The organism is Sorangium sp. So ce363 (genome assembly GCF_051520435.1).
Lineage (GTDB): Bacteria > Myxococcota_A > Polyangia > Polyangiales > Polyangiaceae > Sorangium > Sorangium cellulosum_B.
The window spans coordinates 5,286,533-5,312,635 of the sequence record NZ_CP150333.1 but is presented as its reverse complement, the minus strand read 5'-3'; the positions used below and the strand labels follow the sequence as shown (position 1 = coordinate 5,312,635).

Here is a 26,103-nt window from a genome sequence, read left to right as displayed (position 1 = left end):
GGCGTCTCGCTTCCGGTTATGCTCTGCCGCAGCGCGCCCCGGGTCCACGAGCGGCGCTTGCGGTTCTGCGGAGGCGGTTCCCGCAGGGGCCTGGCGGCGTGCGGCATCCCAGAGAGGGCGCAGCGAGCACAGATGAGCACCGAGAGCGCGTCGAAGCCGGTCCAGGTCGCCGGAGCTACGAAGAAGCGAGGCAAGGCCAAGTACATCGTGCTCGTCGGCTTCGTGCTCATCATCGTCCTCGCCCAGCAGACGGGGCTCCTCGGCTTCGGCGTGGCGCACCTCCGCGCCGCAACCTTCCCGAGAGACGAGTCGCTGCTCGAATATGTCCAAGGCAACGTCCCCGGCGTGGTGATCGTCGACCCTCACCAGATCGATCTGCAGGCGCTCGGCGCGGAGGGGAGCGCGGTGCGGCTGCACATCGAGCGCACCCGTGACGACATCAAGAAGGCGACGGGCATCGATCTCGGGTTCGACGTCGACAAGCTGGTCGTCGCCCCGTCGCTCGTGGTCGCGCGCGGGCGTTTCAACGAGCAGAAGCTCGCGGAGCGCCTGGCGACGCACAGCTACGTCCAGGCGGAGTACAAAAGCGTGAAGTACCTGCTCCGCGCCGGCGAGGACGCGATCGCCGTGCGCGACGGGTCGATCCTGCTGTATGGCGCCGAGCCAGAGATCCGCGCGAGCATCGACGCCGAGGAGGCCGGGACGTCGCTGGCGAGCAGGGACGAGGCGACGTCGCGCCTCGCGCACATCGGGTGGGATCGTCCCCTCCTGGGCGTCGCCCTCCTTTCCGAGAGCAAGCCGAGCCTCCGCGCGATCCTCACCGGCTCCACGGGCCCGCGCGCCGTCACCGTCGGCGTCTCGACGAAGGGCGGGCTCTCGGCGACCGTCGCGATCGACGCCGCGTCGGCCGACGCGGCCGAAGAGCTCCGGAAGCTCCTCGAGGAGAAGCGCGCGAACGTCGATGCGCTGAAGGCGCTCGTTGGCCCGGAGCCCGGGGCGGCGCTCGCCGAGATCGCGAAGCGCGCGACCCTCGCCGTGGAGCCGGGCGCCGGCCGGCTGACGGTGCAGGTGGAGGTGCGCCCCGAGGAGATCGAGCTGCTCGCGAAGGCCGGCCATGCGGCGGCAGGCTCGCTCGGGGATATGTACAAAAATGTGCGGCTGCTTCAGCTCCTCGCGCCGGGCCCGTGAGGTCACCGTCTGAGCGGAAGGCGCGCTCGGCCCGTATCGAGGTGGGCACAGCTGTGCGCGACGGCAGCACCGCTCATGTCGAGCTGGAGCGGCCGGCGGGGCGTCCCTGGTCGAGGCTCAGAGCTCGGCGCAGCGCGGGCACCGCGCCTCGACCCGGTCTGTCGCGCTCTTGACCCGAGCGCGTGCGGAGTCGCACCGCTGGTCCGCATCGCCGGCGAGCCCGCAGAGGTGCTGCGCGGCGCGGCTCATGGACGCGAGCGCGCGGCACGCGGTCTCGCACGGCGACGCGGACGTCGGCTCGGCCTCGATCTTCTTGGACGGGGGCTCGCCGCCGGCGGCCGTCGCCCGCGGTGACGGCGCGGCGCGGCTGTCGGGTACGCTCGGACTTGGCGGCGAAGCCGCCGGCGGCGCCGCTCCCGGCTGCGCCGCTTCCGCCACGGTCCGGCCCTCGTCGCGCTGTGCGGGCGCGCCGATCGCCTGATCGAGCTCGTCCTCCGCGCGCTCGAGCTCCGCGAGCGCATCATCGGCCGTCTCGACGGCGCTTCCCTTGTGCGGCGACATCGAGGTCGCAGCGGCGGGCTCCGGCGCCACCGGGGCTTGCGCGACGGAGGCGCCGCCGCAGCCAGAGAGCGCGGCGGCGCTGATCCACAGGGTGGCGGCGGCGGCAGACCAGGCACGGTGTCTGTTCATCGGTCCTCCTGCGCCTGACGCCCGGCGCCCGGCTTTCGGCTCATCGCGGCGCCGCGGCGTCGCGGACAGCGCGCCGAGATCTTGCGTGCGGCGCGGCGAGGTTGACCCCCTCGCCGTGCGCTATGCTCGCGGCGATGAATCTGCTTCGACCGATCGGCGCCCTCGTTCTGGCTCTCGGACTGGTCGCAGGCTGTCAGCGAGGCAGCTCGCGCCGGCCTGCGTCTCAGCCGTCGTACGGCCAGGCCTATCCTCCGTACGGCGCGCCCCAGCAGGGTGCTCCTCCACAGCAGCCTGGGTACCCGCAGCAGCCCGGGTACCCGCAGCAACCCGGGTACCCGCCGGCGCAGACCGGGCCTGTGCCGGCGCCTACCTTCAACGTGCCCACGATGCCGGGGCTGCCGGTGCTCGGCGATCCCATCAACGACATCAACGTCAGCTGGCTCCAGTCCGAGGCCGGCGTCGTCATGGGCGCGTTGATCGGCGCGCTGCCGGCGGCCTCGCAGCAGAAGGTGAGGGGCATCCCGTTCATCGCCGATCCGACGGTGGGCGAGGTGAACGCGTTCGCCGGCTGTGACGACCAGCGGATGCCGTTCATGGCGATCACCGACGGGCTGCTCGAGGTCGAGGCGCAGATCGCGCAGTTCAAGGCGACCGACGAGGTCTTCGGGACGAGGAAGCTCGACGAGTTCCTGCGGATGCTCGCGCAGCGACAGCGGCCTGGGCAGCCGATCGTCCGGCCGCCGGTGGGCTTCGTCGATCCGGTGCAGCACACCGACGCGCGCAAGGTCGAGCGGCAGCGCCAGCTCTACCACGAGCAGCTCGCGTTCGTTCTCGGCCACGAGCTCGGCCACCATCACCTCGGGCACACGGGCTGCGCGAACGGGCAGGGGGGGAGCCGGGGCGTCACGCCCGCGGATCTCGGGCGGATGCTGTCGCGCACGCTCCCCATCTTCAACCAGCCGAACGAGATCGCGGCGGACGTGGCGGGCGTGAACAACCTGCTCGCCGCTGGCGCGCGGCAGCAGGGGTACCGCTGGACCGAGGGCGGCGCGATGCTCACGCTCGGCTTCTTCGCGTCGCTCGATCAGCTCACGCCGGCCACGATCCTGTTTGCCTTCGAGCAGACGCACCCGCACCCGCTGCTGCGGCAGCCCGTCGTCCAGCAGACCGCCAACACCTGGCGGATGACCGGAGGCGCGCCCGTGTTCACGTTCCCTGGTTTCGGCGGCTGAGCCACGATTACCCGAGCGTCTTTGCGCTCGCGGGCGCTCGTCCGGAGGGCTCATCTGCTGCTTCGGCTTGACGCGACCGTGCAGCGCTCCTCCCATCGCGCCGAAAGGAGTCGACCATGCAAGCAGAGCTCGGGATCGAGGACCTCAAGGAAGGCACAGGCGCGGAGGCGAAGCACGGCCAGCTCGTGACGGTGCACTACGTCGGCACGCTGACCAACGGCGACAAGTTCGACAGCTCGCGCGACCGCGGCCAGGGATTCTCGTTCAAGCTGGGGGCCGGGCAGGTGATCAAGGGATGGGATCAGGGGGTCGCCGGCATGAAGATCGGCGGCCTCCGCAAGCTGACGATCCCGCCGGAGCTCGGCTACGGCGCTCGCGGCTTCCCGCCCGTGATCCCGCCGAACTCGACCCTCGTCTTCGAGGTCGAGCTGCTCGCGGTCAAGTGATCTGCCGCGTCGGCCCCGCGGCGTCGGTCGCTGCTCGCGACCGACGCTCGGGGCGGCGCGCAGGTCGACGCCGACGCGGCCGCCCCGAGCGCGCCCGCGGCGCGGCTCACGGCTTGATGGGGGCGCCACACTCGACGCAGAACCGGTTGCCGATGAAGAGCTCGTGCTTGCAGTGCGCGCACCGCGCGACCCGCACCTCGGTCGCGCGCTTCGCGGGCTTCGATGGCGGGGCTTCCTTCACGGGAGGCCTCGCCGCCGTCGTCACCGCGGTGTAGCGACCGGAGCCAGCGGCGGCCCGCGAGCGCCGATCCGTGAACGGCGCGGCGGCCATGCGCGCCACCGTGCCTGGCGCGCTGTGGGCCTGGCTCCGCAGGCCGCTGTCCGCGATGGAGTGGACCTGCTGCGCCGCGATGTCGAGATCGACCTCGTCGACCGGGAGCTGTCCGTCGTGGACCGCCGCGGGCGGAACCGTCTCGCCGAACTCATCGACGTGGAGGGGCCGGGTGTCGTCGAGCTCGGCGCTGTTCGGTTGCCGCTCGTCCTGCGCGTCGAGCTGGATGCGGACGATCAACGCCGAGATGTTGTCGGTCCCGCCCGCCTCGTTGGCCATCTCGATGAGGAGCTCGCAGGCCTCGTGCGGATCCTGGGTGATGTCGAACACATCGAGCATCTGCTGCTCCGAGATCATCCCGCTCAACCCGTCCGAGCAGAGCAGGAAGACGTCGCCGGGCTGGGTGTGCTCCGAGCGGATGTCGACCTTCACGGCGTCCTTCATGCCGAGCGCGCGCGTGATGATGTTCTTCGGGAGCCTCGCCAGCTCGTCCTGGCTCAGGTCGGGCTTGAGCGCGAGGGCGTCGTTGATGAGCGAGTGGTCCTTCGTGAGCTGCTCGATCTCGCCGTGTCGGATCCGGTAGCAACGGCTGTCGCCGACGTGCCCGACATGGATCTGCTCCGTTTCGCACGACACGTAGGCGGCGACCACCGTCGAGCCCATGCCCTGGTGCTGGGTGTACGTGTTCGAGATGACGAACACATCGTGGTTCGCCTTGCGGATCGCCGCGACGACGCGCCGCGCTTCCGGATCGAGCTCCTGTTCGTCGGCCGGGACGGGGCCTGGCAAGCTGCCGGCGCGGGTCGCCTCGAAGAAGTTGTCGAGCGATTTGGTCGCGAGCGCGCTGGCGACGTTGCCCGCGTTGTGCCCGCCCATGCCGTCCGCCACGACGAAGAGGCCGAGATCGGACTTCACGAGGACGTTGTCCTCGTTGTGCTTTCGCTGGCGACCTACGTCGGTCACGGCAGCCGCGACGGGTCGGGTGCGGCTGCTCGTCCTGAACTCGCCCATTCGCGGCAGATTATACCTGCCCCTCGCTCTGGACCGCCCACATTCCGGCTGCTTTAGCGGCGGGCTGCTCCCTGGAAGCCGGTCGCTTGAGCGGCGATCCTCGGTGACGTACCGGCCGAGGCTGCCGGTGGTCGCGTGCCCCGGGGTAGGGGATCCAGCGCGAGGCGCACACCGATCTGGAAGAATCCGTAGGCCGTGGGGTCGGAACCCTCGTCAGGGCGCGAGAGGTAGGTGCCGGCGTCGAGCTCTGCGAACACACCGACGCCAAGGATCGGCGCCGGGTAGAAGTCGGCGCCCAGCGCGATGCGGGCGACATCGAGACCGTGAAACACGTGATCGGTCCCGGTTGGACCGGCCGCCGAGGCCTCCGGCCATGTGAAGACCGCCCGCCGGTACCCCACGCCGTAGCTGATCCAGGGGTCGACCGCGATCCCCTGGGCGACGTGGTAGACGAACCCCAGACCCAGATCGAGGCTTCGGCCGGAGCAGTCGCTGCAGCCTGCCGCTGCCGGGAGCAGGGTGTAGGAGCCGCTTGCTTCCAGGACGGTCACGCGGCTCAAGCCGATGCCGAGGTTGGCGCCGAAGGCGAACCCGCCAGAGACCGTGTCGGCGACCGGTTGGCCGGCGGCCATGCCGCCGAAGGGCTGGCTGTACCCGGCCCGTCCCTGGAGCAGGAGGTGTCCGCTTCGATCGTCGGGCCCGGCGGGGCGCTTCACCCCGGCTTCCGGCCCGGCCTCCTCTTCTTCTTCGGCCGCGGCCGTCTCCTCGGCTGCGGCCGTCGCCTGATCTGCGGGCTGGGCGAGGGCCTGGTTGGCCGAGAGCACCCAGCCCGCTGCCGCCACGCCGAGCAGCGGCGCGGTCCACCTTGTCGAGCGCGATCTCACGAACGGCCTCTAGAACAGCGCGGTCCAGAGCGCAAAGGGGGCGCGTGCCGACGAGCAGGAATGTCGCCCGGGCGACGCAACTGCGCCTCGCGTGCCGACGACAAACCTCCTGGACATGGACGACGCACAGATCCGCAGCGACCACGACAGCCCTTCCAGACCCCTCACCTCGGCTCACGGCGGTATGGCGGCGTCCGCGCCGCCTGCGGCGCCAGCCGCGCCCCTCGTGGCGCTGCCGGGAGCGCTCGTCGGAGCGCCCGGCGGTCGATCGGACCCCGGCGCGCGCGGCGGTGAGCCCCTCTCGACCCGGGACGTCACCGTGGAGATCGTGGACGATAGCGACGCGCTCGCCACGGTGTGGCTCCGCTGCGAGCATCCCAGCGGAGGCGCTCCAGTGCGCATCGCCGTCGCGCCGGGCGCCGAGCTCATCCTGGGAAGCGCCCCGGCTGCAGACGTGAGGCTTGACGATGCCGCGGTGAGCGCCCGGCACTGCCGCGTCGCGCACCGCGGCGCATCGATCGAGGTGACGGACCTCGGCTCTCGCAACGGCGTTCGCGTCGGTGGCGTCCGCGTGCGGCAGGCGATGCTCGTTCCTGGCGGCTGCTTCGAGATCGGTCGCACGGCGATGTGCGTCGAGGCGGCCCGAAAAGTTCCGGTGATCGAGGAGGATGGGCCGCCGCTCCCCGGGCTCATCGGCCGCTCGCGGCCCATGCGGCAGCTCGCCGCGGCGGTGCGGCGGGTGGCGCCGCTCCAGCTCCCCGTGCTGCTGCGCGGCGAGTCGGGCACGGGCAAGGACCTCGTGGCCCGGGCGATCCACGCGGAGAGCCCCCGGGCCGACCGGCCGTTCGTGGTCCTGAACGCCGCCACGATCCTGCGGGAGCTCGCCGAGTCCGAGCTGTTCGGCCATCGTCGGGGTGCGTTCACCGGCGCGGTTCGGGAGCGTCAGGGGGCGTTCGTCGAGGCCAGCCATGGGACGCTCTTCCTCGACGAGATCGCGGCGCTCTCGCTGGAGGTCCAGGCGAAGCTGCTGCGCGTCGTCGAGGAGGGGATGGTCCGCCCGCTGGGCGCGGAGAGGGCGACGCAGGTCAACGTGCGGCTCGTCGTCGCCACCTGCGAGCCCCTGGAGACCCTCGTCAGTGAGCGTCGCTTCCGCGCGGATCTCTACGAGCGCCTGGCGGTGTGCCGTCTTCAGCTCCCCGCGCTGCGCGATCGGCCCGACGACATCCCGCTCCTGGCCGAGCACCTCCTGGCGAGCTCCGAGATTGGCCGGCGCCAGCTGTCCCCTGGGGCGCTCGCCGCGCTGAGGGCGCACCGCTGGCAAGGCAACGTCCGGGAGCTGCGGAACGTGCTCATTCAAGCCGCGCTGCGCGCGCATGGCCGTGTGCTGCCCGAGCACATCACGGCGGTCATCGCCGATCGCGAGCCCCCGGTCCGCCGGAAGATCACGCCCGCCGATGCGCTCCGCGCCTTCGAGGAGGTGGGCGGCAACGTCAGCGCCGCTGCCCGCCTCGCGGATGTCCCGCGGTCGACGATGCGGGATCTGCTCCGTGTCGCGAGGGATACGTGAGCTCGATCCGCGGCGCCCGCGCACCGGACTGCAGCGCTAAAAGGCGCCTGCGACGCTGAGCGTGGCCTGACCTGGCGCCACGAACGGCGCGATCGCGGTGATGCGCGGCCCGTCGGCCGCGGTCTGCTGCTTCTGCGGGTACCAATCGATCATGGCGTAGGTCGCGGTGCCGACGACCCCGACGCCGAAGAGGACCCACCCTGTGATCGCCCAAGGGACCGCGCCGTCAAAGCGGTCGAGCTTCTCGCGGAGCTTTCCGCATGCGTTCCTGAAGTCGGGGAGGTCGCCCGACGGATCTTCGCGCGCGCCACAGGGCTGAGACCTGCGGTTCGCAGGGATCGCGCTCTGGTGACCCGCGACGTACGTCTCGATCTGCTGCCCGATGTCGTCGGCGCTGCTGCGCGCGTCCACCGTGATGGCCGAGCCGACGATCCCCATGACCAGGCCGACCCCGGCGACGCCGGTCCCTGCCCAGGCGAGCGGCTTGCGAGCGTACCAGTGGAAGAACGGCTCGCGTCCGCCGGAGGCCTGCGCCGGGCTCATCGAGCCCATCGTGCTGCTCGTCGAGACGCTGACGGCGCCCGAGCTCGTCGGCGCTGCGGGTGACGGTGAGGGGCTCGGCGCGGCTGCGCCCGGAGCCATCGCGCCGGGAGCGGTCGCGCCCGGCGCTGGCGGCGCGATGTTCGTCGCCGGAGGCTGTGCCGGCGGTGGCGGCACGGCGCCCGGGGGGGCTGAGGTGGGCGCAGCGGTCGGCGTCGCCGGGGGGGGCGCGCCGACAGGCGGCGTCGCGGGCGTCGCACCGCTCGTGCCCAGGGTGAGCGTCGCGGGCGTGGCTGTGCCGATCTTCGCGTCCACCTGCGTGGTCGCTGATCGGTCCAGGTAGGTCGCGAACAAGGTGTGCTTGCCGGGCGTCACGAACACCGGATCGAGCAGCGGCGCCTTGCCGATGAGGACGCCGTCAACGCTGATGTCCGCGCCATTCGCGTCGGCGGTCACGACGAGGAAGCCGGTCTTCCGTTTCACATCGGCGATCGCCTTCTCCGCTGCCGCGCGCTGCTCCGGCGTCGCCGCGGCGTGCTCGCGCAGGAACTGCTGCAGGTGCTTGCCGGCGTCCTGGAGGTGATTGGAGCGAAGCTCGCTCTGTCCGAGGTTGAGCAGCACTGCCGGGTGTCGCTTGAGCGCGTAGACCTGAAGGAACGCGGTGCGTGCCTCCTCGAACCGACCGGCGTCGTACGCCTTGACCCCTTCCTCGTAGCGCTGGCGCGCGACCTCGGTCACGGGGTCGGACGGTTGCGCGAAGCTCAGCGGTTCGCTGAAGAGAGAAGGGGGGAGCCCGGCCTCCGTGAGCACGGCGGGAGCGATCAGCGAGAGCAGGAGGACTGGGGCGCAGGCGCGTGTTTTCATGGCTCCTCAGATCGGGCTTCGCCTCGTCGGCGTCCGCGAAAGGATACGATTGCAGCAGGCCTCGCTGCCGAGGCGAGAAAGAGGTGCGCTTCAGAACGGCGCATCGCGGATGATGCCGCCGCCCTTGCTGCCTCCGGTCGAGCTCGTGCCACGCTGCGCCGGTGCTGGAGGCGCGGGCCTCTGTGCAGGGGGGGCTGCCTTCGGCCTGGTCGCTGGCACCGCGGGCGTCGCTGCGCTCCCGGCGGAAGCGGGCGCCGTGGCAGATGCAGGCGCCGTGGCCGCAGGAGGCGTCGTGACAGAGGTAGGCGCCGCCGCGGCGGCAGATGTTGTCGCCGTGGGAGCCGGAGGCGACGCTGAGGCGCTCGACGCCGGCGAGGCGCCGTCGTCCGTAGCGGTGGCGGCGGTCGAGGCAGCGGGGGCCGCCTGCGAGGCGGCGGGGGGCGTGGTCGCTGCGGCGGGTGTCTCCGCCGTCGACGATGCCGCCGGGGGCCCGGGATCCTCTCCGGCGTCGTCTTGACGCAAGGTGCGAACGACGACGAGCAGCAAGGCCACGCCCGCGAGGGCGAGCACGACCCGCAGCGCCGTCTTGTTCGGCGTGGACACGGGGATCTCGATCGGATCGTGGTCTTCCGTGCGGATGCCGGACGCGGCCACGGAATCAACGTTCTCCCTCGCCGGATGCGCCGCGCGGGAGCCTCTGCGCGCCGGCCGTGCCGACGGCGGTTCGTTCTCCGGGGGCGGGGAGGGGGACCGGTCCACCCGCGGCTGCGGCTCAGCGGCGTGCGTGCCGGCCGCGGCGCCTGGCGCGCCGGCCGCAGCCGCCGGCTCACCCATTCCTACCTGTGTTTTCCCTGCCGGCGCGGGGGGCTGGTCCCGCGCCACCGCGCCGCCCTCCAGCGCGATCGGGGCGCTCGCGTCCGAGGCGCCTCCGGCCGTCCGGGCGTCGATGACCGGCTGAGGCGAGGGGCTGGCCTGCTCACCGGCCCCCGCCATTCCCGCGTCGCGGGACGTGGCCCCCGCCGCGGGCGGTCCCGGCGGGTCCTCGCCGATCGCGATGGTCGGGACCCCCTCGATCACGGTGTCGGACACGCCGGACGCGCCGGCTGGTGGGGCCTCGATGACGCGCGTCGTGGGCGCCGCAGGTGCAGCAGGAGAAGGCGCCACCGCGGGTCCAGGCTTCACCGCCGGCGCTTCGGCGGGGGAGGCCGCCTGGGCTTCCGACGATTTCGCAGCGGATGCGCCGGGCTCCTGAGCAACGGCGCCGCCGCGCGCGTCGCCTCGGGCGCCCGACAGCTCGTCGAACCCCTCCCAGGATGGCCGGATCGACGACGCGATCCGTTCCGCCTCCTCAGCAGAGAGGGAGCGCTCACCAGGTTCCGCGGTCGTCGGTTGCTCCCCCGCAGTCATCGCGGTGAGGAACTTACCACCCGCGTCTGCTGCACCGCAATCTCGCGACGGATCGGCGCATCACGGGCTGCCGCGCACGGCGGGAGCGCGCGCCCCCCGGCGCCCCCGGAAACCACCGCGAACGGCTCACCCGCCGCGCACATCGCGCAGCAGCGCGTCATCCCAGGTGTCGGCGACCTGGCTCACCGTCGTGACGATATCCTCGAACTCTTCGTACTCGAGCGCGCTGAGGCGCCGCAGGCAGCGCACCACCACCTCGTTGCGCGACTTGTCGATCGCGAAGGCCGCGTCGGAGGTGGTGATGAAGCTGAGCTCCAGGAGACGTCTATAGAAGGCCTCGCGCCCGCTCAGGGGGACGGCCATGATGGGAGAGAAGACCATCAGGACGCCTTGAGCCTCCAGCACGTTGACGCCGATCGTCGCGCTCCCGTGCTGAAGCTGCGCGTACCCCGTCTCGTCGAGCGTGCTGGCGCCAGCGCCGCTCGGCGATCTGGCCCCGACTTGAGAGCTCGCGTTGTACCGGGCGAGATACGCGTTGACCATGCTCGTCGCGTCGGCAAACCTCTCCCCCGACGCGCGGTCCGCGTAGAGGGGTCCTGTGGATGAAGTGGGCGTGAGGTCGGGCACGTGAAACCTCCTGGACGCATCGCCAGTCGCTCGGCGCGCGGGGCTGAACTGGCGAACCGACAGCACACCAGCCCGGCGTGGTTGCATCGTAGCGCTCCGGCGTTCGCGGCGATCGCGCTTTTTGCAGTGGTGGCGCACGCCACCCTCGGGTGCAGCGCGGAGGGCGGCGCGCCGGCTGCGCCCGCCGGCATCTCCGACGAGGAGCGCGCCGCCGCGCTGCTCGATCCGGCTGCGCTCCTCCCACCCCGCGCCGAGACGGTCGCCCTCGCCGATGCCGTCGCCATCGCGTCATCGCGCGCCGGGGCGCCGGCGCAGGCGGCCTCGCTCGCGGAGCTGGCCGGCGACCTTCGCGTGCGGCTCTTCCGCCTCGATCAGGCGGTCACCGACGCGCGCGAGGCGATGGAGCTCTACAGCGCGGCGGCGACGGCCTTCCGCGCCTCGGCCGATCCGGCCCACGTCGAGCGCGCGTGCCAGGCCGAGCGCCGCCGCGCGCTGCTCGCCGGCGAGCTCGCTCACGACGCGGCCGTCGCGTACCGCGAGCTCTACCTGGTCTCGCGGCGCTACGCGGCCCTCGCCCCGCCCGCGCCGTCCGGCGGCGCGCCGCGCTCGCAGTGCCTGGGCGCGCTCGCGCTCGCGCTCGCGCAAGCCGCTGCCTACCGGCCGAGCGGGGATGCGCTGCGCGCGCTGGAGCAGGAAGGACACCGGGTCGAGGGCGTCGCGCTCGCGCTCGCATCGGGGCCGGCGCCGGGCTCCTCCGCCGCGCCCGCGAGCTCCGCGGGCGCGGCGCCGGTGCAGGTGACGACCGCCGAAGCCACCGGCGACGTCATCGTCGCCCCCCGGGCGCCGGCCGCGCCCACCGGCCCGGTGAAGATCACCTCGATCGAGCGGCACGGCTCGGACAAAGGGGCGCGCGTCGTGGTCGAGCTCTCCGCGCCGACGACGTTCGACGTCGGCACGCTCGCGGCGGACGAGAGCGCCGGCAAGGACGCGCGCGTGTTCGTCGACATCGCGAGGGCGACGTCGCGCGGCATCGCGAGGGAGATCGAGGTCGGCGGCGTCCTGCGGCGCGTGCGCGTCGGCGTCCAGCCGGATGGAACGCGCGTCGTCCTCGATCTCGCCGCCAACCTGCACCGCCGGATCTTCTACCTCCCCGATCCGTTCCGGATCGTCGTCGACGTGAGCACCCGCCCTCCGTTGCGCGATGACAAGGACAACCCCGGCGGCGCGCGAGAGGTCCGGCGCGTCGCGATCGACCCGGGGCACGGCGGCAACGACACCGGCGCCGTCGGCCCGACCGGGTTGAAGGAGAAGGACGTGACGCTCGACGTCGCCCACCGCGTCGCCCCGCTCCTCGCGCGCGAGCTCAAGATCGAGACGCTCCTCACGCGGGACAGCGACACCTACGTCCCGCTGGAGCTCCGCACCGCGCGCGCGAACGCGTTCCACGCCGACCTGTTCGTCTCGATCCACTGCAACGCGAGCGAGAACGGCCGCGCTCGTGGGGTCCAGACGTTCTCGCTCGCGGCCCCTCACGACGGCGAGGCGACGTCGGCGCAGCTCGCGGCGCGCGAGAACGCCGCCCGCGCCGGGCGGGCAGGGCAGGGCGTGGACCCAGGTGATCTCGGCGCCCGCCTCGAGGTGGCGGCGATCCTGTCGAACCTCAACGTCGGCGACATGGCGGCCCGCTCGCGCCACTTCGCCGAGCTCCTCCAGCGGTCGTCGCTCGCCTCGCTCTCGCCCCGCTACCCCGACACGAAGGATCAGGGCGTCAGGGGCGCGGGCTTCTTCGTCCTCGCGGGCGCCGACATGCCGGCCGCGCTGTTCGAGACCGCGTTCATCTCGAACCCCGAGGACGAGGCTCGCCTCGCGACCGCCGACTTCCGGCAGAAGATGGCGGACGCCATCGTGAACGCGATCCGCGCCTACCGCGAGGGCAAGTGAGGGGTGCCGCTGGCCTGCGCGGGCGTCGCCCGCGCAGGCGTCACCCTCGCTCGAGGCCCATGAGCCGCTCGAGCGAGTCGCGCAGCTCGCCGGCCTCGCCCTTCTTGATGAAGTCGTAGGCGCCGGCCTCGGTCGCGTTCTTCTTCATGTCCTCGTGGTTCGAGTACACGATGCAGCGGATGTGCGAGGTCGCGTCGATGGAGCGGAGCCGCTCCAGGCAGCGCACGCCGTCGAGGCCCGGCATCATGATGTCCAGGATGAGCGCGTCGGGCTGGAGGTTGCCCACCGCGACGAGCGCGTCGAACGGATCCTGGAACGTCGTCAGGTCGAACCTCCGCGACAGCGTCTTGCGGAGCGCGGCGAGGACGGAGGGGTCGTCGTCGACCACGACGACCTTCGGCTTGCCCATCCGGAGGATCTCCGGGATCGGGTAGCCGTACTTTCGGAGGAAATCGAGCACGTCCAGCCGCCGGAAACGGAGGTGCCGTCCGGGCGTGCGGAAGTGGCGGATCTCCCCCTTGTCCGCCCAATTGTGGATGGTCTTGAGGTCCACCTGACAGAAGCGCGCGACGTCGCTCGCGGTGAACAGCTCGGGCTGCGTCGTGTTCTCTTTCGGGTTCGTTTCCATGGCTCACTCCTCGAGATCAGGCGTCGCCGGCACGGAGGGGGCATTCGTCTGGGGGGTGTCGAAGCTGGTCGGCACGGGTGGATCTGGCTCTCGTTCCTGTTTGATGTGGATCAGGGATCCATGTGCGCAGCATTCTTCGGCGACGAAGCGCCCGTTGCGCAGGACATAACGGGTCGGACCCTCGGTGGGCCGATCGCGGGCCTCGTGCGAAGGGTCGCCTGGCAGCGCCAGGTAGGGCGGCTCGGCCCCATCGCCCGGGACGAAGCGCGGACAGATCGGCAAGAGCGACTGGCGTTCCGCGAGCGCCACGGCGCTGCGCACGTCTGCGACCGCGGCGAGGAGCTCGAGCGTGCGTGAAGTCGGCGGAGCGAGAAGGATCTCCCCACGCGCGGCGCGCTCCAGGACCTCGGACGGCGCTGCCCAGAAGCTCATCGTCGTCTCGTGCCCGTCGTGTCGCCCGATCTGGCCTGGCGGTAGCGGTAGCAGGAAGAAGCGCGCGTCGAAGCGCCGCGCCTCGGCGAGGGGCGTGATCCACCGCGCCCACGGGACGAGCGCCGCGAGCGCGAGCTTCAGGCCGCGCCGCGCGAGGACCGCATCGAGCGGCGCCCCGGCGGCGAGCTCCCGCCCCACCGCGTCGACCTCGTCGCCGGACAGCGGAAGATCGGTCGGCAGGATGCCCCCTTCCTCCAGCGTCTCGCGGCACGCGGCCACGCACAGCGTTCGCGCCGGCGTCTCGCCCGTCGCGAACGCAGCGGCGCGCGCCGGTGGCTCGGTCGCCCGATCCGTCCAGACTTCCGCGCCGTCCTGCGCGTCCACTTTCCCACCAGGGAACACCACGGCGCCCCCCATGAAGCTCGAGCTCGCGTGGCGGCGAACGCAGAACACCTCGATTCCAGCGCGACCGTCACGGAGGACGATCACCGTGGAGGCATCGCGGGGACGGACCGGGGTTCGGTTCTGATCGAAATCCAGCAATATGGGATAAATTTGTTCCACGTGAGCTGCCTTTCGTCAAACCGTCCGCTGCGTCTCATTTCCGGCGTGCTCTGGGGTGAGCATGCGGGTTTGAGGCCAAGTCCGCCGCCTTTTCCGGTGGCTCGGGGACTTCCCGCAGATGCTTTCCACGCTGTCCCGACAACCGATGCCAACCGATGCCGCAGCGCGCGGTCGGTCGCGGGCGTGATGGTGCTTGATGGCGACCGATGGCGAATCGAGAGGCGTCGGCCGCAGTGAGCTCGGGCGATCTCTGCCGACGACGGAGGCGTCGTTGACGGGCTCGGCCCCCACGCCTAGAATCCCGCGCCTCGCAATTTCGGGGGGTTGTCTGCCTCTTCGGACATGTCGCGGAGCCGTAAGTCCCGGCAGCCGGGGTCAGCGCCCCGCGGCTTGCATGCGCCAGGGAGCTCAGACGGCAGCGCCGAACGGCGCATTCGACGCGAGAGGACCTATGAACAAGGCCCAGCTGAAAAAGTTCAAGACCCTGCTTGAGACGAAGCGCGACGAGATCGTCAAGAAGGCCAAGCAAACGCTGACCGAGGACATGATGCTCGACGCGAACGATCTCCCTGACGAGATGGACCTCGCGTCGAGCGAGTACCTGCAGTCGTTCACCTTCCGGCTCCGTGGCCGCGAGAAGTCGTTCCTCGACAAGATCCACAAGGCGCTCGTGAAGATCGAGGACGGCTCGTTCGGCAAGTGCGAGGAGTGTGAGGAGGAGATCTCGGCGAAGCGCCTTGAGGCGCGCCCCGAGACGACCCTGTGCATCCGCTGCAAAGAGGATCAGGAGAGGGTCGAGAAGGACTACGGCTGACGCTGCGCCACGCGAGGAGGCCGGCCGTCGGTCGCCTCCTTGCGCGAGGGTGCCTCGGCGCCGTCGGGCGTGCGCTCCTGCTCCCGGTCCACGTCGCGCGGACCGGGCGGGGCCACGCCCGTTCTGCTATTTACGGGCGGCTGCGCGGCTGCGCGGCTGCTGTGGGGTGCGACGCTTCGACGCTGCGAGCACCTCGCGCAGGTACGCGCCGGTGAATGACGCCTCCTCCTGCGCGATGTCCTCCGGGGTGCCAGCAGCGACGATCGTCCCGCCGCGCTCGCCGCCCTCGGGGCCCAGGTCGATCACCCAGTCGCTGCATGCGATCACGTCGAGGTTGTGCTCGATCACGAGGACGGTGTTCCCGGCGTCGCGCAGGCTCATCAGGCTCGCGGTGAGCACCTCGATGTCGGAGAAGTGCAGGCCCGTCGTCGGCTCGTCGAGCACGTAGAGCGTGCGGCCGGTGGCCTTGCGCGCGAGCTCGCGCGCGAGCTTCACGCGCTGCGCCTCGCCGCCCGAGAGCGTCGTCGCGGGCTGCCCCAAGGTGATGTAGCCGAGGCCGACCCGCGCGAGCGCGGCGAGCCGCTCCCGGACGCGGGGGAGCGCCTCGAACTGGTCGATCGCCTGCTCGACCGTCAGGTCGAGCGCGTCGGCGATCGACATCCCGCGGTAGAGCACCTCGAGCGTCTCGCGGTTGTACCGGCGGCCGCCGCACGTCTCGCACGTCACGAAGATGTCGGGCAGGAAGTGCATTTCGATCCGGAGCACGCCGTCGCCCTGGCAGGCCTCGCACCGTCCGCCCTTCACGTTGAACGAGAAGCGGCCCGCCTTGTACCCGCGCGTCCTCGCCTCCGGGAGGCCCGCGTAGAGCTCGCGGAGGAGCCCGAAGACCCCCGTGTACGTCGCCGGGTTCGAGCGCGGCGTGCGGCCGATCGGGGCTTGATCGATCGAGATGACCTTGTCGATGTGCGAGAGGCCCTCGATGCCGTCGCACGCGCCGATCGGGGCGGAGCTCCTGTACAGCTCGTTCTTCGCGGCCGGCAGCAGCGTGTCGACGATGAGGCTCGACTTGCCCGAGCCCGACACGCCGGTGACCGTGCAGAAGAGGCCGACCGGGATCTCGGCCGTGACGTTGAGGAGGTTGTGGGCCCGCGCGCCGCTGACGCGGATGAAGCGCCCGTCGGGGCGCTGGCGCTTCGTGGGGATCGCCAGCTGCTTCTTGCCGCTGAGGTACGGGCCGGTGATCGACGCCGGATCGGCGCTCAGCTCCTCCGGCGTGCCCTGCGCCACCACGTTGCCGCCGTGCACGCCGGCGCCCGGGCCCATGTCCACGATGTGGTCGGCCGCGAGGATGGCGTCGCGGTCGTGCTCGACGACGACCACGGTGTTGCCGAGGTCCACGAGCCGCCTGAGCGCCTCGAGCAGGCGCGTGTTGTCGCGCGCGTGCAGGCCCACCGAGGGCTCGTCGAGCACGTAGAGCACGCCGACGAGCGCGGCCCCGATCTGCGTCGCGAGGCGGATGCGCTGGCCCTCGCCGCCGGAGAGGGTCTGCGCGGAGCGGTCGAGCGTGAGGTAGTCGAGCCCGACGTCGATGAGGAACCCGAGGCGGGCGATCACCGCCCGGAGCAGCGGCTCGGCGATCGCGCGCTCGCGCGGCGCGAGCGCGCCGTCGACGTGGGCCTCGCCCGCGGCCTGCCCATCGGCGGAGGCCCGCGGCGCCCCTTCCTTCGGCGGCATGAGGCCCTCGAGGAAGACGCGCAGCGTGCGCAGCGGCAGGGTGCCGACGTCCGCGATGTTGCGATCCCCGAGGCGCACGGCGAGCGCCTCCGGGCGCAGGCGCCTGCCGTCGCAGGCGTCGCACACGCGCGTGATGACGAAGCGGCCGATCTCGTCGGAGAGCGCGGCGCTGTCCTCGTCGGGATCGGCCTCCTCCTCGTCGGCGAGGGCGGGCTCGCCGCTGCTCAGCAGGCGCTCGAGCCGCGGGATGATCCCCTCATAGGCGGCCCTCTTCTTCCCCCGGCCGCCGGCGCCCTGGGCGTCGCTCCCCTCGAGGATTGCCTGCCGCACCGCCGCCGAAAGCTTCGCCCACGGGACGTCCGGATCGCAGCCGAGCGCGCTGACCGCCCGCTCCGTCTCCGTGGCGAGCGAGAGCGACCCGCGGCGCCCCCAGGCCACCACCGCGCCCTCGCGGAGCGTGCGCCGAGGATCGGGGACGACGCGGTCCGGATCGATGCGGGTCCTCGCGCCGATGCCGTCGCAGGCCGGGCACGCGCCGTGCGGGCCGTTGAAGGAGAACATCCGCGGCTCGATGGGCGGCAGCGAGATGCCGCAGTCGATGCACGCGAAGCGCTCGCTCATCCAGAGCGGCTCGATCTTCATGCCGTCGCTGGAGATGTCGACGAGCAGCCTGCCCTCGCCCAGCTTGAGCGCGAGCTCGACGGAGTCGGTGAGCCGGCCCTTGATGCCGTCCTTGACCACGATCCGGTCCACGACCACATCGAGGTCGTGCGCGCGCGTTCGGTCGAGGACGATCTCGTCGCCGAGATCGACGATCTCGCCGTCGATGCGCGCTCGCACGAAGCCCTCCCGGCGCAGCCGCTCGATGTCGAGCTTCAGCTCTCCGCGGCGGCCTCGCGCGATGGGCGCCATGATCGTGACCCGCGTCTTGTCCCCGAAATCGAGGATGCGGTCGACGATCTGCTGCACGGTCTGGGCTTCGATCCGCTTGCCGCACGCGGGGCAGTGCGGGGTGCCGACCCGCGCGAAGAGCAGGCGGAGGTAGTCCGAGATCTCGGTCACCGTGCCGACGGTCGAGCGCGGGCTCTTCGCCAGCGCGCGCTGCTCGATCGCGATGGCGGGCGAGAGGCCCTCGATCGACTCGACGTCTGGCTTGGACAGCTGCTCGAGGAACTGCCGCGCGTAGGCGGAGAGCGACTCGACGTAGCGGCGCTGCCCTTCCGCGTAGATGGTGTCGAACGCCAGGGACGACTTGCCCGAGCCGCTCGGGCCGGTGATCACCACCAGGCGGTCGCGCGGAAGCGACACGCTGACGTTCTTGAGGTTGTGCTGCCGGGCGCCTCGAACGACCAGTCGATCCATAGGGGGAACCGGAGAGCTATCACACACGGAAGCGGGCGTGGCGCCGCTCCTGCTCGCCGCTCGCTGCTCAGTTGGCTCTGTTGCCCCTGTTTCCCCTGTGGTCCCGCCCCGTCGCGCGCCGCGCCCGCGACGCCCCGCACCGCACCGCGCGCGCCAGGTCTTCCGGTTGTCTTGCAATTCTTCTCACGTCGCTGGGCTGCGAGCTGGACTATGAGAGGGCGCGCAGGTGGAAGCGCGTGCAAGGAGTGTCCTGATGGCGGTCGGCGCCGGCGCTGCGCTCGGCGTGGTCGCGCTCCTTGCGCGGTACGCCCCTGAGCTCGACGCGCTGCTGCTCGCGCCGCCCTCTCCGTCCGGGCGCTCCGAGCCCGGCCCCGCTGCGGCGCGTTCTGCCGGGCCCGCGGCACCAGCATCGTCCACGCCTGCACCCGCCACGGCCGCTGGTCAGGAGGAGGTAGCAGCGCCCGCTCCGGGCTCGCCTCCCGATGCGGCCCCGGTTCCGCGAAGCGCGAGCCTGCAGGCCGCCGCGGCGGCCCCGCTGGTCGATCCCTTCGCGGCGGATCCGGTGGCGCGCGCTGCGTGCCCCGCCGACATGAGCCTCGTGGAGGGCGATTTCTGTCCATCCCTCCCGTATGTCTGCACCCGCAGCGGCGATGGAGCCGGCCATGGCTGCCCCGAGTACGGGCGCGGCGCCCGCTGTCGGGCTCCGGTGGATCACCGGCGCTTCTGCGTCGACCGCCACGAGTGGCCGAACCGGGTGGGCGAGCTCCCGCGCGTCTACGTCGACTGGTACGAAGCGAAGTCGCTCTGCGCCTCGATCGGCAGGCGGCTGTGCCGGCGCTCCGAGTGGATGCTCGCTTGCGAAGGACCGAAGCGCCTGCCGTATCCTTGGGGCTTCGTGCGCACGCCCAGCCCTTGCAACATCGACCGCGCCGCGATCGAGTTCGACATCGACGCCATGGTGGACGAGGCGACCCGCGAGGGCGAGATCGCCCGGCTGTGGCAGGCCGATCCCATCGGATCGCACCCGAACTGCATCAGCGCCTACGGGGCGTACGACCTCTCCGGCAACGTCGACGAGTGGACCGATAACCTCGCCGACGATCCGGGCACGTCGCGCCCGGCCACGCTCAACGGCGGCTACTGGGGTCCTGTTCGGAACACCTGCCGCCTCACGACCGGAGGGCACGGGCCGACGTTCAAGTTCTACCAGGTCGGCTTCCGCTGCTGCGCGGACACGGTCGACGGCGTCGTCACGCCGCCGCCGCGGCCCTTCATCGAGCGCGACCGCGAGAAGGACGGCGTGTACGACTGACATGCGCGAGCGCATCGCCTTCATCGCCGCCCTCGTCGTCGCCGCCCTGGTGAGCGCGCTCCTCTTTGCTCCCCGCTTCCAGAGGCCGCCTGGGCCGCCCGACGCGGCGAGCGCAGCCCCGGCTGCGAGCATCGCCCCGCCAGAGCCGGCCCCGCCCGCGCCCGCGGTGGCGCCTCCGGCGCCACCGCCGCTGCCTGCGTACGTGCGCGTCGACCCGGAGAGCCGCGCGGCGTGCCTCGGCGGGATGGTGCTCGTCGACGGCATTTATTGCCCGTACGTCGGGCACCACTGCGCCGCTTACATCGACGAGGAGAAGGACATCTGCGCGCGGTTCGAGCCGGAGGTCCTCTGCGAGGGGCGCCTCCAGCACCGGCGCTTCTGCATCGACGTCTTCGAGTACCCGAACATCGAGGGCGTCCGCCCGGTGGTGATGGTCAACTGGCTGGAGGCGAAGCGCGCCTGCGAGATCGAGGGCAAGCGGCTCTGCTCCGGCGAGGAGTGGGAGTTCGCGTGCGAGGGGCCGCAGATGTGGCCCTATCCTTACGGGATCGCTCGCGATCCCGAAGCCTGCAACATCGACAAGAAGATCTCGATGCCGGTGCTCGAGACGTTCGCTGACCCATGGAAGATCTCGGCGGAGGTCGAGCGGCTCGATCGCCGGGTTGCGTCCGGGGAGATGCACCGGTGCGTCAGCCCCTTCGGCGTGCGCGATATGACCGGCAACGTCGACGAGTGGGTGAACAATGAGCTCGGCACGCTGGACGAGAAGCCGTTTCGATCGACGCTGAAAGGCGGCTACTGGGGGCCGATCCGCTCGCGATGCCGCCCGGTCACGTCGACGCACAACCGGTGGTTCCGCTTCTATCAGGTCGGGTTCCGGTGCTGCTCCGACGCCCTCGACGGGGGCAAGGCCGTGACCCCGGCGGCCAAGACAGCGCGCATCCCACGCCGCAGCCCGATGGTCGATCCGGGCGGGCGGCAGGGGCCGTGAGGGGCCGCAGCCCGGGCCTCTGGCGTGGCCTCTGGCTTGGACTGACCGCGCGCGCCGGCGCAATGTCCCTGCGCCATGCCCGGCGAGGCCCCCCTCGCGCTGCGCCCGGTCCGCGAACGGGCTTCCCTCACGGCCGAGCCACCCCTGACCGCCGTGGCGCCATCGTCGAACCCGGTCCGGCCGAACCGCTCCCCTTCCAACTGCGCGCCGCTTGGACTACGTTGTCCGCCGGTGCGAAAGTGGGCGGCCCCGATCGGGGGTTCGCCCTTGTACCAGGGCCTATAGCTCAATCGGTCAGAGCCCCCGGCTCATAACCGGGCTGTTCCTGGTTCGAGTCCAGGTGGGCCCACGAAAGCCACGAAACAGAAGGAGACAAGGAAGCACGTGAGCATCCGCGAGCAGATCGCATTCCTCGAAGAGCTGTCGGCCATCGACAGCGAGATCCGCCGCATCGATGAGCAGCTCGACAAACAGCGCGGCAGCCTGGAAGGGATGCGGTCCGACCTGAAGCGGCTAGAGGAGCGGCTGAAGGGCGATCGGGAGACCCTGGCGGCGATGGAGAAGACGCGCTCCGAGCTCGTCGTCGAGCTCCGACAGATGTCGAGCCAGATCGAGCGCTCGCGGGAGAAGCTGCAGCGCTCCCGGAACGAGCGCGAGTCCAACGCGGCGCAGCGCGAGATCGAGGAGCTGCGCAAGCTGCACCGCGATCGCGAGGAAGAGATCGAGCGGCTGAACTCGGCCTCCGAGGGGGCGCGCTCGGCGATCGATGTGGCGGAGGCGAAGCGCGTCGATCTGGCGGGGGCGATCGACGGCAGCGCGCCGGGGACGCAGGCGTCGCTGGCCGCGCTCGAGGCCGAGCGCGCCCAGCGCGCCGAGGCGCGCGAGCAGGTGGTCGGCAAGCTGCCGGTCGTCCTGTACCGCCGCTACGAGTCGATCCGGACGCGCAGGCCCGTCGCGATCGCCCGCACCTACGACGGCACATGCCTCGGCTGCCACCTGTCCGTGCCGCCGATGATGTTCCAGAAGATGCGCCGCCAGGAGGAGTTCGAGCGGTGCCCGAACTGCAACCGGATCCTCTACTACATGCCGCCGGAGCCCGCGACGGGCAGCACGCCGGCCGCGGACCCCTCCCGCGCCTGATCCCGGGTGCGGCTTGAAGACGTGCTCCGCCTGTTTCAGGCTCTTCTCGCACGACAGCGGCTTCTGTCCCGTCGACGGGCAGCGCCTCATCCCGGTCGCTGAGGTAGCGCCGCCGGTCCACCCGGAGGACAGGCGCGTCGGCGCGACCCTTTGCGGCGGGCGCTACCAGATCTGGCGGATCGTCGCCGACGGGGGCATGGGGCGCGTCTACCAGGCGCTCGATCTTCGGACCGGCCGCAGCGTCGCCCTGAAGATCCTCCACCCCGAGGTCGCGCTCGACGAGGTGAGCGTCGAGCGCTTTCACCGCGAGTTCGAGGTCAGCGCGTCGCTGCCCCACGAACAGATCGTCGACGTGCTCGCCTTCGAGAAGACCGAGGACCACAGCTTCGCGCTGGTCATGGAGTACCTCGAGGGCGAGGAGCTCCGGACGGTCCTCAAGCGCGACAAGGTGCTGCCCCCCGAGCGCCTGGTGCGGATGCTGTCGCAGATCGCGCTCGGCCTCGAGGAGGCGCACAAGCGCAAGGTCGTGCACCGCGATCTCAAGCCGGACAACATCTTCCTGGTCGGCACGCACGACGGCGACATGGTGAAGATCCTCGACTTCGGCAGCGTGCGCGACAACAGCGAGGGCGCGAAGAAGCTGACCGTCGTCGGCACGACGATCGGGTCGCCCTTCTACATGTCCCCCGAGCAGGCGCAGGGGCTGCTCGCGCTCGACCATCGCGCCGACGTCTGGTCGGTCGCGGCGATCGTGTTCGAGTGCGTCACGGGGCAGGTCCCGTTCCACGCGCCGACCGGTCCGATGATCCTCGTGGCCATCATGGGCAATAATCCGCTGCCTCCGAGCGTGGCGGGCAAGGCGTACGGGGCGCCGGCCTCGCTCGATCCGGTGATGGAGGAGGCCTTCATGAAGAGCCCGGAGGCGCGCCTGCCCTCCGTCGGCCTGCTCGCCGATCGCGTGGGTCAGGCGTACGGCCTCGCGGGGTCGCACCGCGACTGGGCGTACCTACCGCAGAAGGAGCTCGCGGCCCGGATCCGCGCCGCGCTGCCGTCGGTCCTGGCCCGCCAGCCGCATGCCTCGGCGAGCGTGGGCGCGGTCCCCGCCGGCGCGAGCGGCGGGTCGATCGCCGCCGCGGCCATCGCGCCCTCGCCGGACGCTTCCGAGGCGTTCGCCGAGGACATCGTGATGGGCGTGCCACAGCGCTTGCCGCGGTGGGTCATCCCCGCGGTGGCCGGCGCGGCAGTGCTGCTCTGTGCGCTCGTCGCGCTGCTGATTTCGCGCTGACGGCGGCGCCGGGCCGTGCGCTCGTGCGACGTTGCGCCTTACGCGCGGCGGCGGCGGCGGCGGCGTAAGGCGTGCGCGCGCTCCGGTTCAGTGCGCCATCGTCCTGGGCGCCGGGGCCCGGCGTTCGCGCTGGCGCCGCCGCTGTGTTATTTGTGTTGACCATGAGCACTCATCCTTCAACTCGGACCGGCAAGCCCCTCTCCGCCGCGATGTGCCTGATCGCGCTCTCCGGGCTCCCCGTCCTCGGCTGTAGCCAGAGCGAAGCGGCGACCTCTCGCGGCGCCACCGAGGCAGCACCTGCAGCCCCACCCCAGGGCGGAAAATCGAAGGTCGAGGATGCGGTCTACACCCTCGAAATGAAGCCGACAGGGACGTACAAGGCCGGCCAGGAGGGGCTCGTGGAGGTGTCGCTCCTGTCTAAGGGCGACTACCACATCAACGACAAATACCCCATCAAGTTCAAGGTCACCGAGGCGGCCGCCGAGGGCGTTTCGTACCCGAAGCCCTTGCTCAAGCGCGAGGACGGCGCGTTCGAGGAGACCAAGGGCGTCCTCAAGGTCCCGTTCGTGGCGGCCAAGAAGGGCAAGACCAAGGTGGCGGGCGTGCTCTCCTTCAGCATCTGCAGCGCCGCGAATTGCCTGATGCAGAAGCAGGAGCTCGAGGCGGTCGTCGACGTGCAGTAGGCGGAACGGTAAACTCAGCCTCACGTGAACAACGACACCTCCGGTTACCGGGGGGGCCAGCCCAGCGAGGTCGGCCCCAGCCAGACGGTCCAAGGCAGTGCGGCTGAGCGGGCTCGAAAGGCCCTCTCCGAGCTCGACGCCATCGCCTCCTCGATGGCCAGGCGGTTCAACGAAGAGCAGCGGGTCCTCTCCTTCCAGCAGTACCTGGAGCTCTTCGCTTCCAATCCGGTCCGCTTCGGACGCGACGCGGCTCGCTACGTCCGCGACATGTTCGACCATTTCGGCACGCGGACGATCAAGAAGCCCTGGGGGGAGCTGACCCGGTTCCAGCTCTTCGATCTGCCGTGGGAGCTGCCCGCAACCGAGCCCGCGCAGCAGGGCGCGCCGGCCGCGGCTTCGTACCACGGGCGGGACTTCGCGCTGATCGGCCACGAAGAGCTGCAGGCCGAGGTCTACCGGGTGCTCTGCAACTTCGTGCGCGAGGGCAGGGCCAACAGGCTCGTCCTGATGCACGGGCCGAACGGCTCGGCGAAGAGCACGCTCGCCGCCTGCATCCTGCGCGCCCTGGAGCACTACTCGACCCTCGATGAGGGGGCCGTGTACCGCTTCCACTGGGTGTTCCCGAGCCGCAAGACGATGCGCGGCTCGATCGGCTTCGGCGGCGACGTGAAGGCGAGCGCCGCGGACGGCACGAGCTACGCCCACCTCGAGGACGATCAGATCGACGCCCGGCTCGTGATCGAGCTCAGGGATCACCCGCTGTTCCTGCTCCCGGTGCGCGAGCGGCGGGCGCTCATCCTGAAGCTTTACGAGGACGCCGGCGCGACGGAGCCGCCGCCCGAGTGGCTGATGAGCGGCAAGCTGTCCCACAAGAACCAGCAGGTCTTCGAGGCGCTCCTCGTGGCGAGCGGCGGCTCGCTCGTCGAGACGTTGCGGCACGTCCAGGTCGAGCGGTACTTCATCTCCCGCCGCTACCGCGTCGGCGCCGTCACGATCGGCCCGGAGCTCTCGGTCGACGCCGGCGAGCGGCAGATCACGGCAGATCGCTCGCTCGCCTCGCTCCCGACCTCGCTCCAGGCGACGACGCTCTTCGAGGCGCACGGTGAGCTCATCGAGGCCGCCGGGGGCGTGCTCGAGTTCAGCGATCTCCTCAAGCGACCGCTCGACGCTTTCCGGTACCTCCAGCTCACGCTGGAGACGGGGGAGGTCAGCCTGCCGCAGCAGACGGTGCAGACGAACGTCGTGATGATCGGAAGCGCCAACGACGTGCACCTCAACGCCTTCCGGGAGCACCCGGAGTTCCCGAGCTTCCGCGGGCGCTTCGAGCTCCTGCGTGCGCCCTACCTCCGGAGCTACCCCGACGAGCAGGCGATCTACGACACGCAGATCGTCCCGTTCGTGACCCGCCACGTCGCCCCGCACGCGACGCGCGTCGCCGCGCAGTTCGCCGTGCTCACCCGCATGCGGCAGCCGGAGGCGAAGCGGTACCCCGACGCGCTCGCGCCGCTCGTCTCGAGCCTCACGGCCGTCGAGAAGATGGAGCTGTTCGCGACGGGCACGGCGCCGGAGCGGTTCGACGCGGAGGCGCAGAAGGTCCTGCGCGCGGGCATCGAGGCGATCTACCACGAGAGCGACGCGTCCGTGGACTTCGAGGGGCGCCTCGGCGTCTCGCCGCGGGAGGTGCGGACGCTCCTGCTCGACGCGGCGCAGAGCGAGGACCACGCGTGCCTCTCCCCGTTCGCGGTGCTCTCGGAGCTCGACGCGCTCTGCAAGCGGCAGGCGGAGTACGACTGGCTCAAGGAGAAGCAGCTCGCGGGCGGCTACCACGATCACCGGCTCTTCCGTGAGGTCGTGCGCACGCGCCTGCTCGACACGACCGAGGAGGAGATGCGGACGGCCAGCGGCCTCGTCGACGAGACGCGCTACGCCGAGCTGTTCGATCGGTACGTCTCCCACGTCGGCGTCTGGGTGAAGGGGGAGAAGATCAGGAACCCGCACACCGGCGACTTCGAGAACCCTGACGAGCGCATGATGCGCGAGGTGGAGGCGCTCCTCGGGGTCCGCACGAAGCACGACGATCACCGGCGCGGCCTGATCTCGGCCATCGCGGCATGGGCCATCGACCACCCTGGGCAGAAGATCGTCAACGCGGTCGTGTTCCCGCAGCAGATCCGCAAGCTGCGGGAGGCGGTGTTCACGGAGCGGCGCAAGGGCGTGGCGCTCCTGGTTCGCGATCTCGTCGCGCTCCTGCGCGACGCGCAGAGCGACGGCAAGTCCGAGAAGGGCTGGGGCGAGCTGCGCGAGGAGGAGCGCAGGAACGCGACGCGCGCGCTCGAGCGGCTGCGCGGGATGGGCTACTGCGACCGCTGCGCGCTCGACGCCGCGAGCGCGCTGCTCCGCGCGCGCTTCGCTGAGCTCGTCACCTGAAGC

Annotated in this window: 21 protein-coding genes and 1 tRNA gene; 13 read left to right on the top strand and 9 right to left on the bottom strand. The window is 71.3% G+C overall.

All coding sequences use genetic code 11. From position 1 onward, the window contains the following. Window positions 1-132 precede the first annotated feature (132 nt). The gene (locus WMF12_RS20210) at window positions 133-1,188 is read left to right on the top strand and encodes a hypothetical protein (RefSeq protein ID WP_437873170.1); all 1,056 of its coding nucleotides are present in this window, start codon (window positions 133-135) and stop codon (window positions 1,186-1,188) included. Window positions 1,189-1,305: 117 nt separating this feature from the next. Here WMF12_RS20210 and WMF12_RS20205 read toward each other — a convergent pair whose 3' ends face one another. Beyond that, window positions 1,306-1,878 (bottom strand): hypothetical protein, encoded by a 573-nt coding sequence (locus WMF12_RS20205; protein ID WP_437873169.1) that lies wholly within the window; start codon window positions 1,876-1,878, stop codon window positions 1,306-1,308. Window positions 1,879-2,234: 356 nt separating this feature from the next. On the opposite strand from WMF12_RS20205, the gene WMF12_RS20200 reads away from it, so the two are divergent. Then, window positions 2,235-3,110 (top strand): M48 family metalloprotease, encoded by an 876-nt coding sequence (locus WMF12_RS20200; RefSeq protein ID WP_437747267.1) that lies wholly within the window; start codon window positions 2,235-2,237, stop codon window positions 3,108-3,110. Between the two features lie 116 nt (window positions 3,111-3,226). Further along, the gene (locus WMF12_RS20195; protein ID WP_012236426.1) at window positions 3,227-3,556 is read left to right on the top strand and encodes an FKBP-type peptidyl-prolyl cis-trans isomerase; all 330 of its coding nucleotides are present in this window, start codon (window positions 3,227-3,229) and stop codon (window positions 3,554-3,556) included. Window positions 3,557-3,662: 106 nt separating this feature from the next. On the opposite strand, the gene WMF12_RS20190 is transcribed toward WMF12_RS20195, so the two are convergent. Both WMF12_RS20190 and WMF12_RS20185 read right to left on the bottom strand, forming a co-directional pair. Further along, window positions 3,663-4,850 (bottom strand): Stp1/IreP family PP2C-type Ser/Thr phosphatase, encoded by a 1,188-nt coding sequence (locus WMF12_RS20190; protein ID WP_437873168.1) that lies wholly within the window; start codon window positions 4,848-4,850, stop codon window positions 3,663-3,665. A 101-nt stretch (window positions 4,851-4,951) separates the two neighbouring features. Further along, the gene (locus tag WMF12_RS20185; protein ID WP_437873167.1) at window positions 4,952-5,782 is read right to left on the bottom strand and encodes a hypothetical protein; all 831 of its coding nucleotides are present in this window, start codon (window positions 5,780-5,782) and stop codon (window positions 4,952-4,954) included. 115 nt (window positions 5,783-5,897) lie between these two features. Between WMF12_RS20185 and WMF12_RS20180 the strand changes: the two genes are divergently transcribed. After that, a complete protein-coding gene (locus WMF12_RS20180) occupies window positions 5,898-7,349 on the top strand; it encodes a sigma 54-interacting transcriptional regulator (protein WP_437873166.1) in 1,452 nt (483 codons plus the stop codon). A gap of 36 nt (window positions 7,350-7,385) precedes the next feature. On the opposite strand, the gene WMF12_RS20175 is transcribed toward WMF12_RS20180, so the two are convergent. From WMF12_RS20175 to WMF12_RS20165, 3 genes are all read right to left on the bottom strand, one after another. After that, the gene (locus WMF12_RS20175) at window positions 7,386-8,753 is read right to left on the bottom strand and encodes a hypothetical protein (protein WP_437747263.1); all 1,368 of its coding nucleotides are present in this window, start codon (window positions 8,751-8,753) and stop codon (window positions 7,386-7,388) included. Window positions 8,754-8,843: 90 nt separating this feature from the next. Further along, on the bottom strand, window positions 8,844-9,935 hold the full coding sequence (locus tag WMF12_RS20170) for a hypothetical protein (RefSeq protein ID WP_437873165.1): 1,092 nt from the start codon (window positions 9,933-9,935) through the stop codon (window positions 8,844-8,846). A 351-nt stretch (window positions 9,936-10,286) separates the two neighbouring features. Next, the gene (locus WMF12_RS20165; protein ID WP_437873164.1) at window positions 10,287-10,703 is read right to left on the bottom strand and encodes a YbjN domain-containing protein; all 417 of its coding nucleotides are present in this window, start codon (window positions 10,701-10,703) and stop codon (window positions 10,287-10,289) included. A 213-nt stretch (window positions 10,704-10,916) separates the two neighbouring features. Between WMF12_RS20165 and WMF12_RS20160 the strand changes: the two genes are divergently transcribed. Then, the gene (locus WMF12_RS20160; RefSeq protein WP_437873163.1) at window positions 10,917-12,728 is read left to right on the top strand and encodes an N-acetylmuramoyl-L-alanine amidase; all 1,812 of its coding nucleotides are present in this window, start codon (window positions 10,917-10,919) and stop codon (window positions 12,726-12,728) included. A 40-nt stretch (window positions 12,729-12,768) separates the two neighbouring features. On the opposite strand, the gene WMF12_RS20155 is transcribed toward WMF12_RS20160, so the two are convergent. Then, window positions 12,769-13,356, bottom strand: a complete 588-nt coding sequence (locus WMF12_RS20155) for a response regulator (protein ID WP_012236418.1) — start codon at window positions 13,354-13,356, stop codon at window positions 12,769-12,771. Between the two features lie 3 nt (window positions 13,357-13,359). Next, window positions 13,360-14,277, bottom strand: a complete 918-nt coding sequence (locus WMF12_RS20150) for an NUDIX hydrolase (RefSeq protein WP_437873162.1) — start codon at window positions 14,275-14,277, stop codon at window positions 13,360-13,362. A gap of 526 nt (window positions 14,278-14,803) precedes the next feature. Here WMF12_RS20150 and WMF12_RS20145 point away from each other — a divergent pair. Then, window positions 14,804-15,166: a TraR/DksA family transcriptional regulator gene (locus WMF12_RS20145; protein ID WP_437538483.1), complete on the top strand. Its 363-nt coding sequence runs from the start codon at window positions 14,804-14,806 to the stop codon at window positions 15,164-15,166. A 126-nt stretch (window positions 15,167-15,292) separates the two neighbouring features. Here WMF12_RS20145 and uvrA read toward each other — a convergent pair whose 3' ends face one another. Then, window positions 15,293-18,262, bottom strand: a complete 2,970-nt coding sequence (uvrA, locus tag WMF12_RS20140) for an excinuclease ABC subunit UvrA (RefSeq protein WP_437873161.1) — start codon at window positions 18,260-18,262, stop codon at window positions 15,293-15,295. Window positions 18,263-18,515: 253 nt separating this feature from the next. Here uvrA and WMF12_RS20135 point away from each other — a divergent pair, with 253 nt between their 5' ends. The 7 genes from WMF12_RS20135 (at window position 18,516) to WMF12_RS20105 (ending at window position 26,100) form a co-directional block, all read left to right on the top strand. Beyond that, window positions 18,516-19,574, top strand: a complete 1,059-nt coding sequence (locus tag WMF12_RS20135) for an SUMF1/EgtB/PvdO family nonheme iron enzyme (RefSeq protein WP_437873160.1) — start codon at window positions 18,516-18,518, stop codon at window positions 19,572-19,574. A 1-nt stretch (window position 19,575) separates the two neighbouring features. Next, on the top strand, window positions 19,576-20,565 hold the full coding sequence (locus WMF12_RS20130) for a formylglycine-generating enzyme family protein (protein WP_437873159.1): 990 nt from the start codon (window positions 19,576-19,578) through the stop codon (window positions 20,563-20,565). A gap of 275 nt (window positions 20,566-20,840) precedes the next feature. Further along, window positions 20,841-20,914 (top strand) — tRNA-Ile (locus tag WMF12_RS20125). Between the two features lie 35 nt (window positions 20,915-20,949). Next, window positions 20,950-21,705, top strand: coding sequence for a zinc ribbon domain-containing protein (locus WMF12_RS20120; RefSeq protein WP_437873158.1), 756 nt, complete (start codon window positions 20,950-20,952; stop codon window positions 21,703-21,705). Between the two features lie 13 nt (window positions 21,706-21,718). Then, the gene (locus WMF12_RS20115) at window positions 21,719-22,990 is read left to right on the top strand and encodes a serine/threonine-protein kinase (protein WP_437873155.1); all 1,272 of its coding nucleotides are present in this window, start codon (window positions 21,719-21,721) and stop codon (window positions 22,988-22,990) included. 161 nt (window positions 22,991-23,151) lie between these two features. Further along, window positions 23,152-23,673 (top strand): hypothetical protein, encoded by a 522-nt coding sequence (locus tag WMF12_RS20110; protein WP_437747253.1) that lies wholly within the window; start codon window positions 23,152-23,154, stop codon window positions 23,671-23,673. 24 nt (window positions 23,674-23,697) lie between these two features. Next, on the top strand, window positions 23,698-26,100 hold the full coding sequence (locus WMF12_RS20105) for a PrkA family serine protein kinase (RefSeq protein WP_437873153.1): 2,403 nt from the start codon (window positions 23,698-23,700) through the stop codon (window positions 26,098-26,100). Window positions 26,101-26,103: the final 3 nt, after the last annotated feature.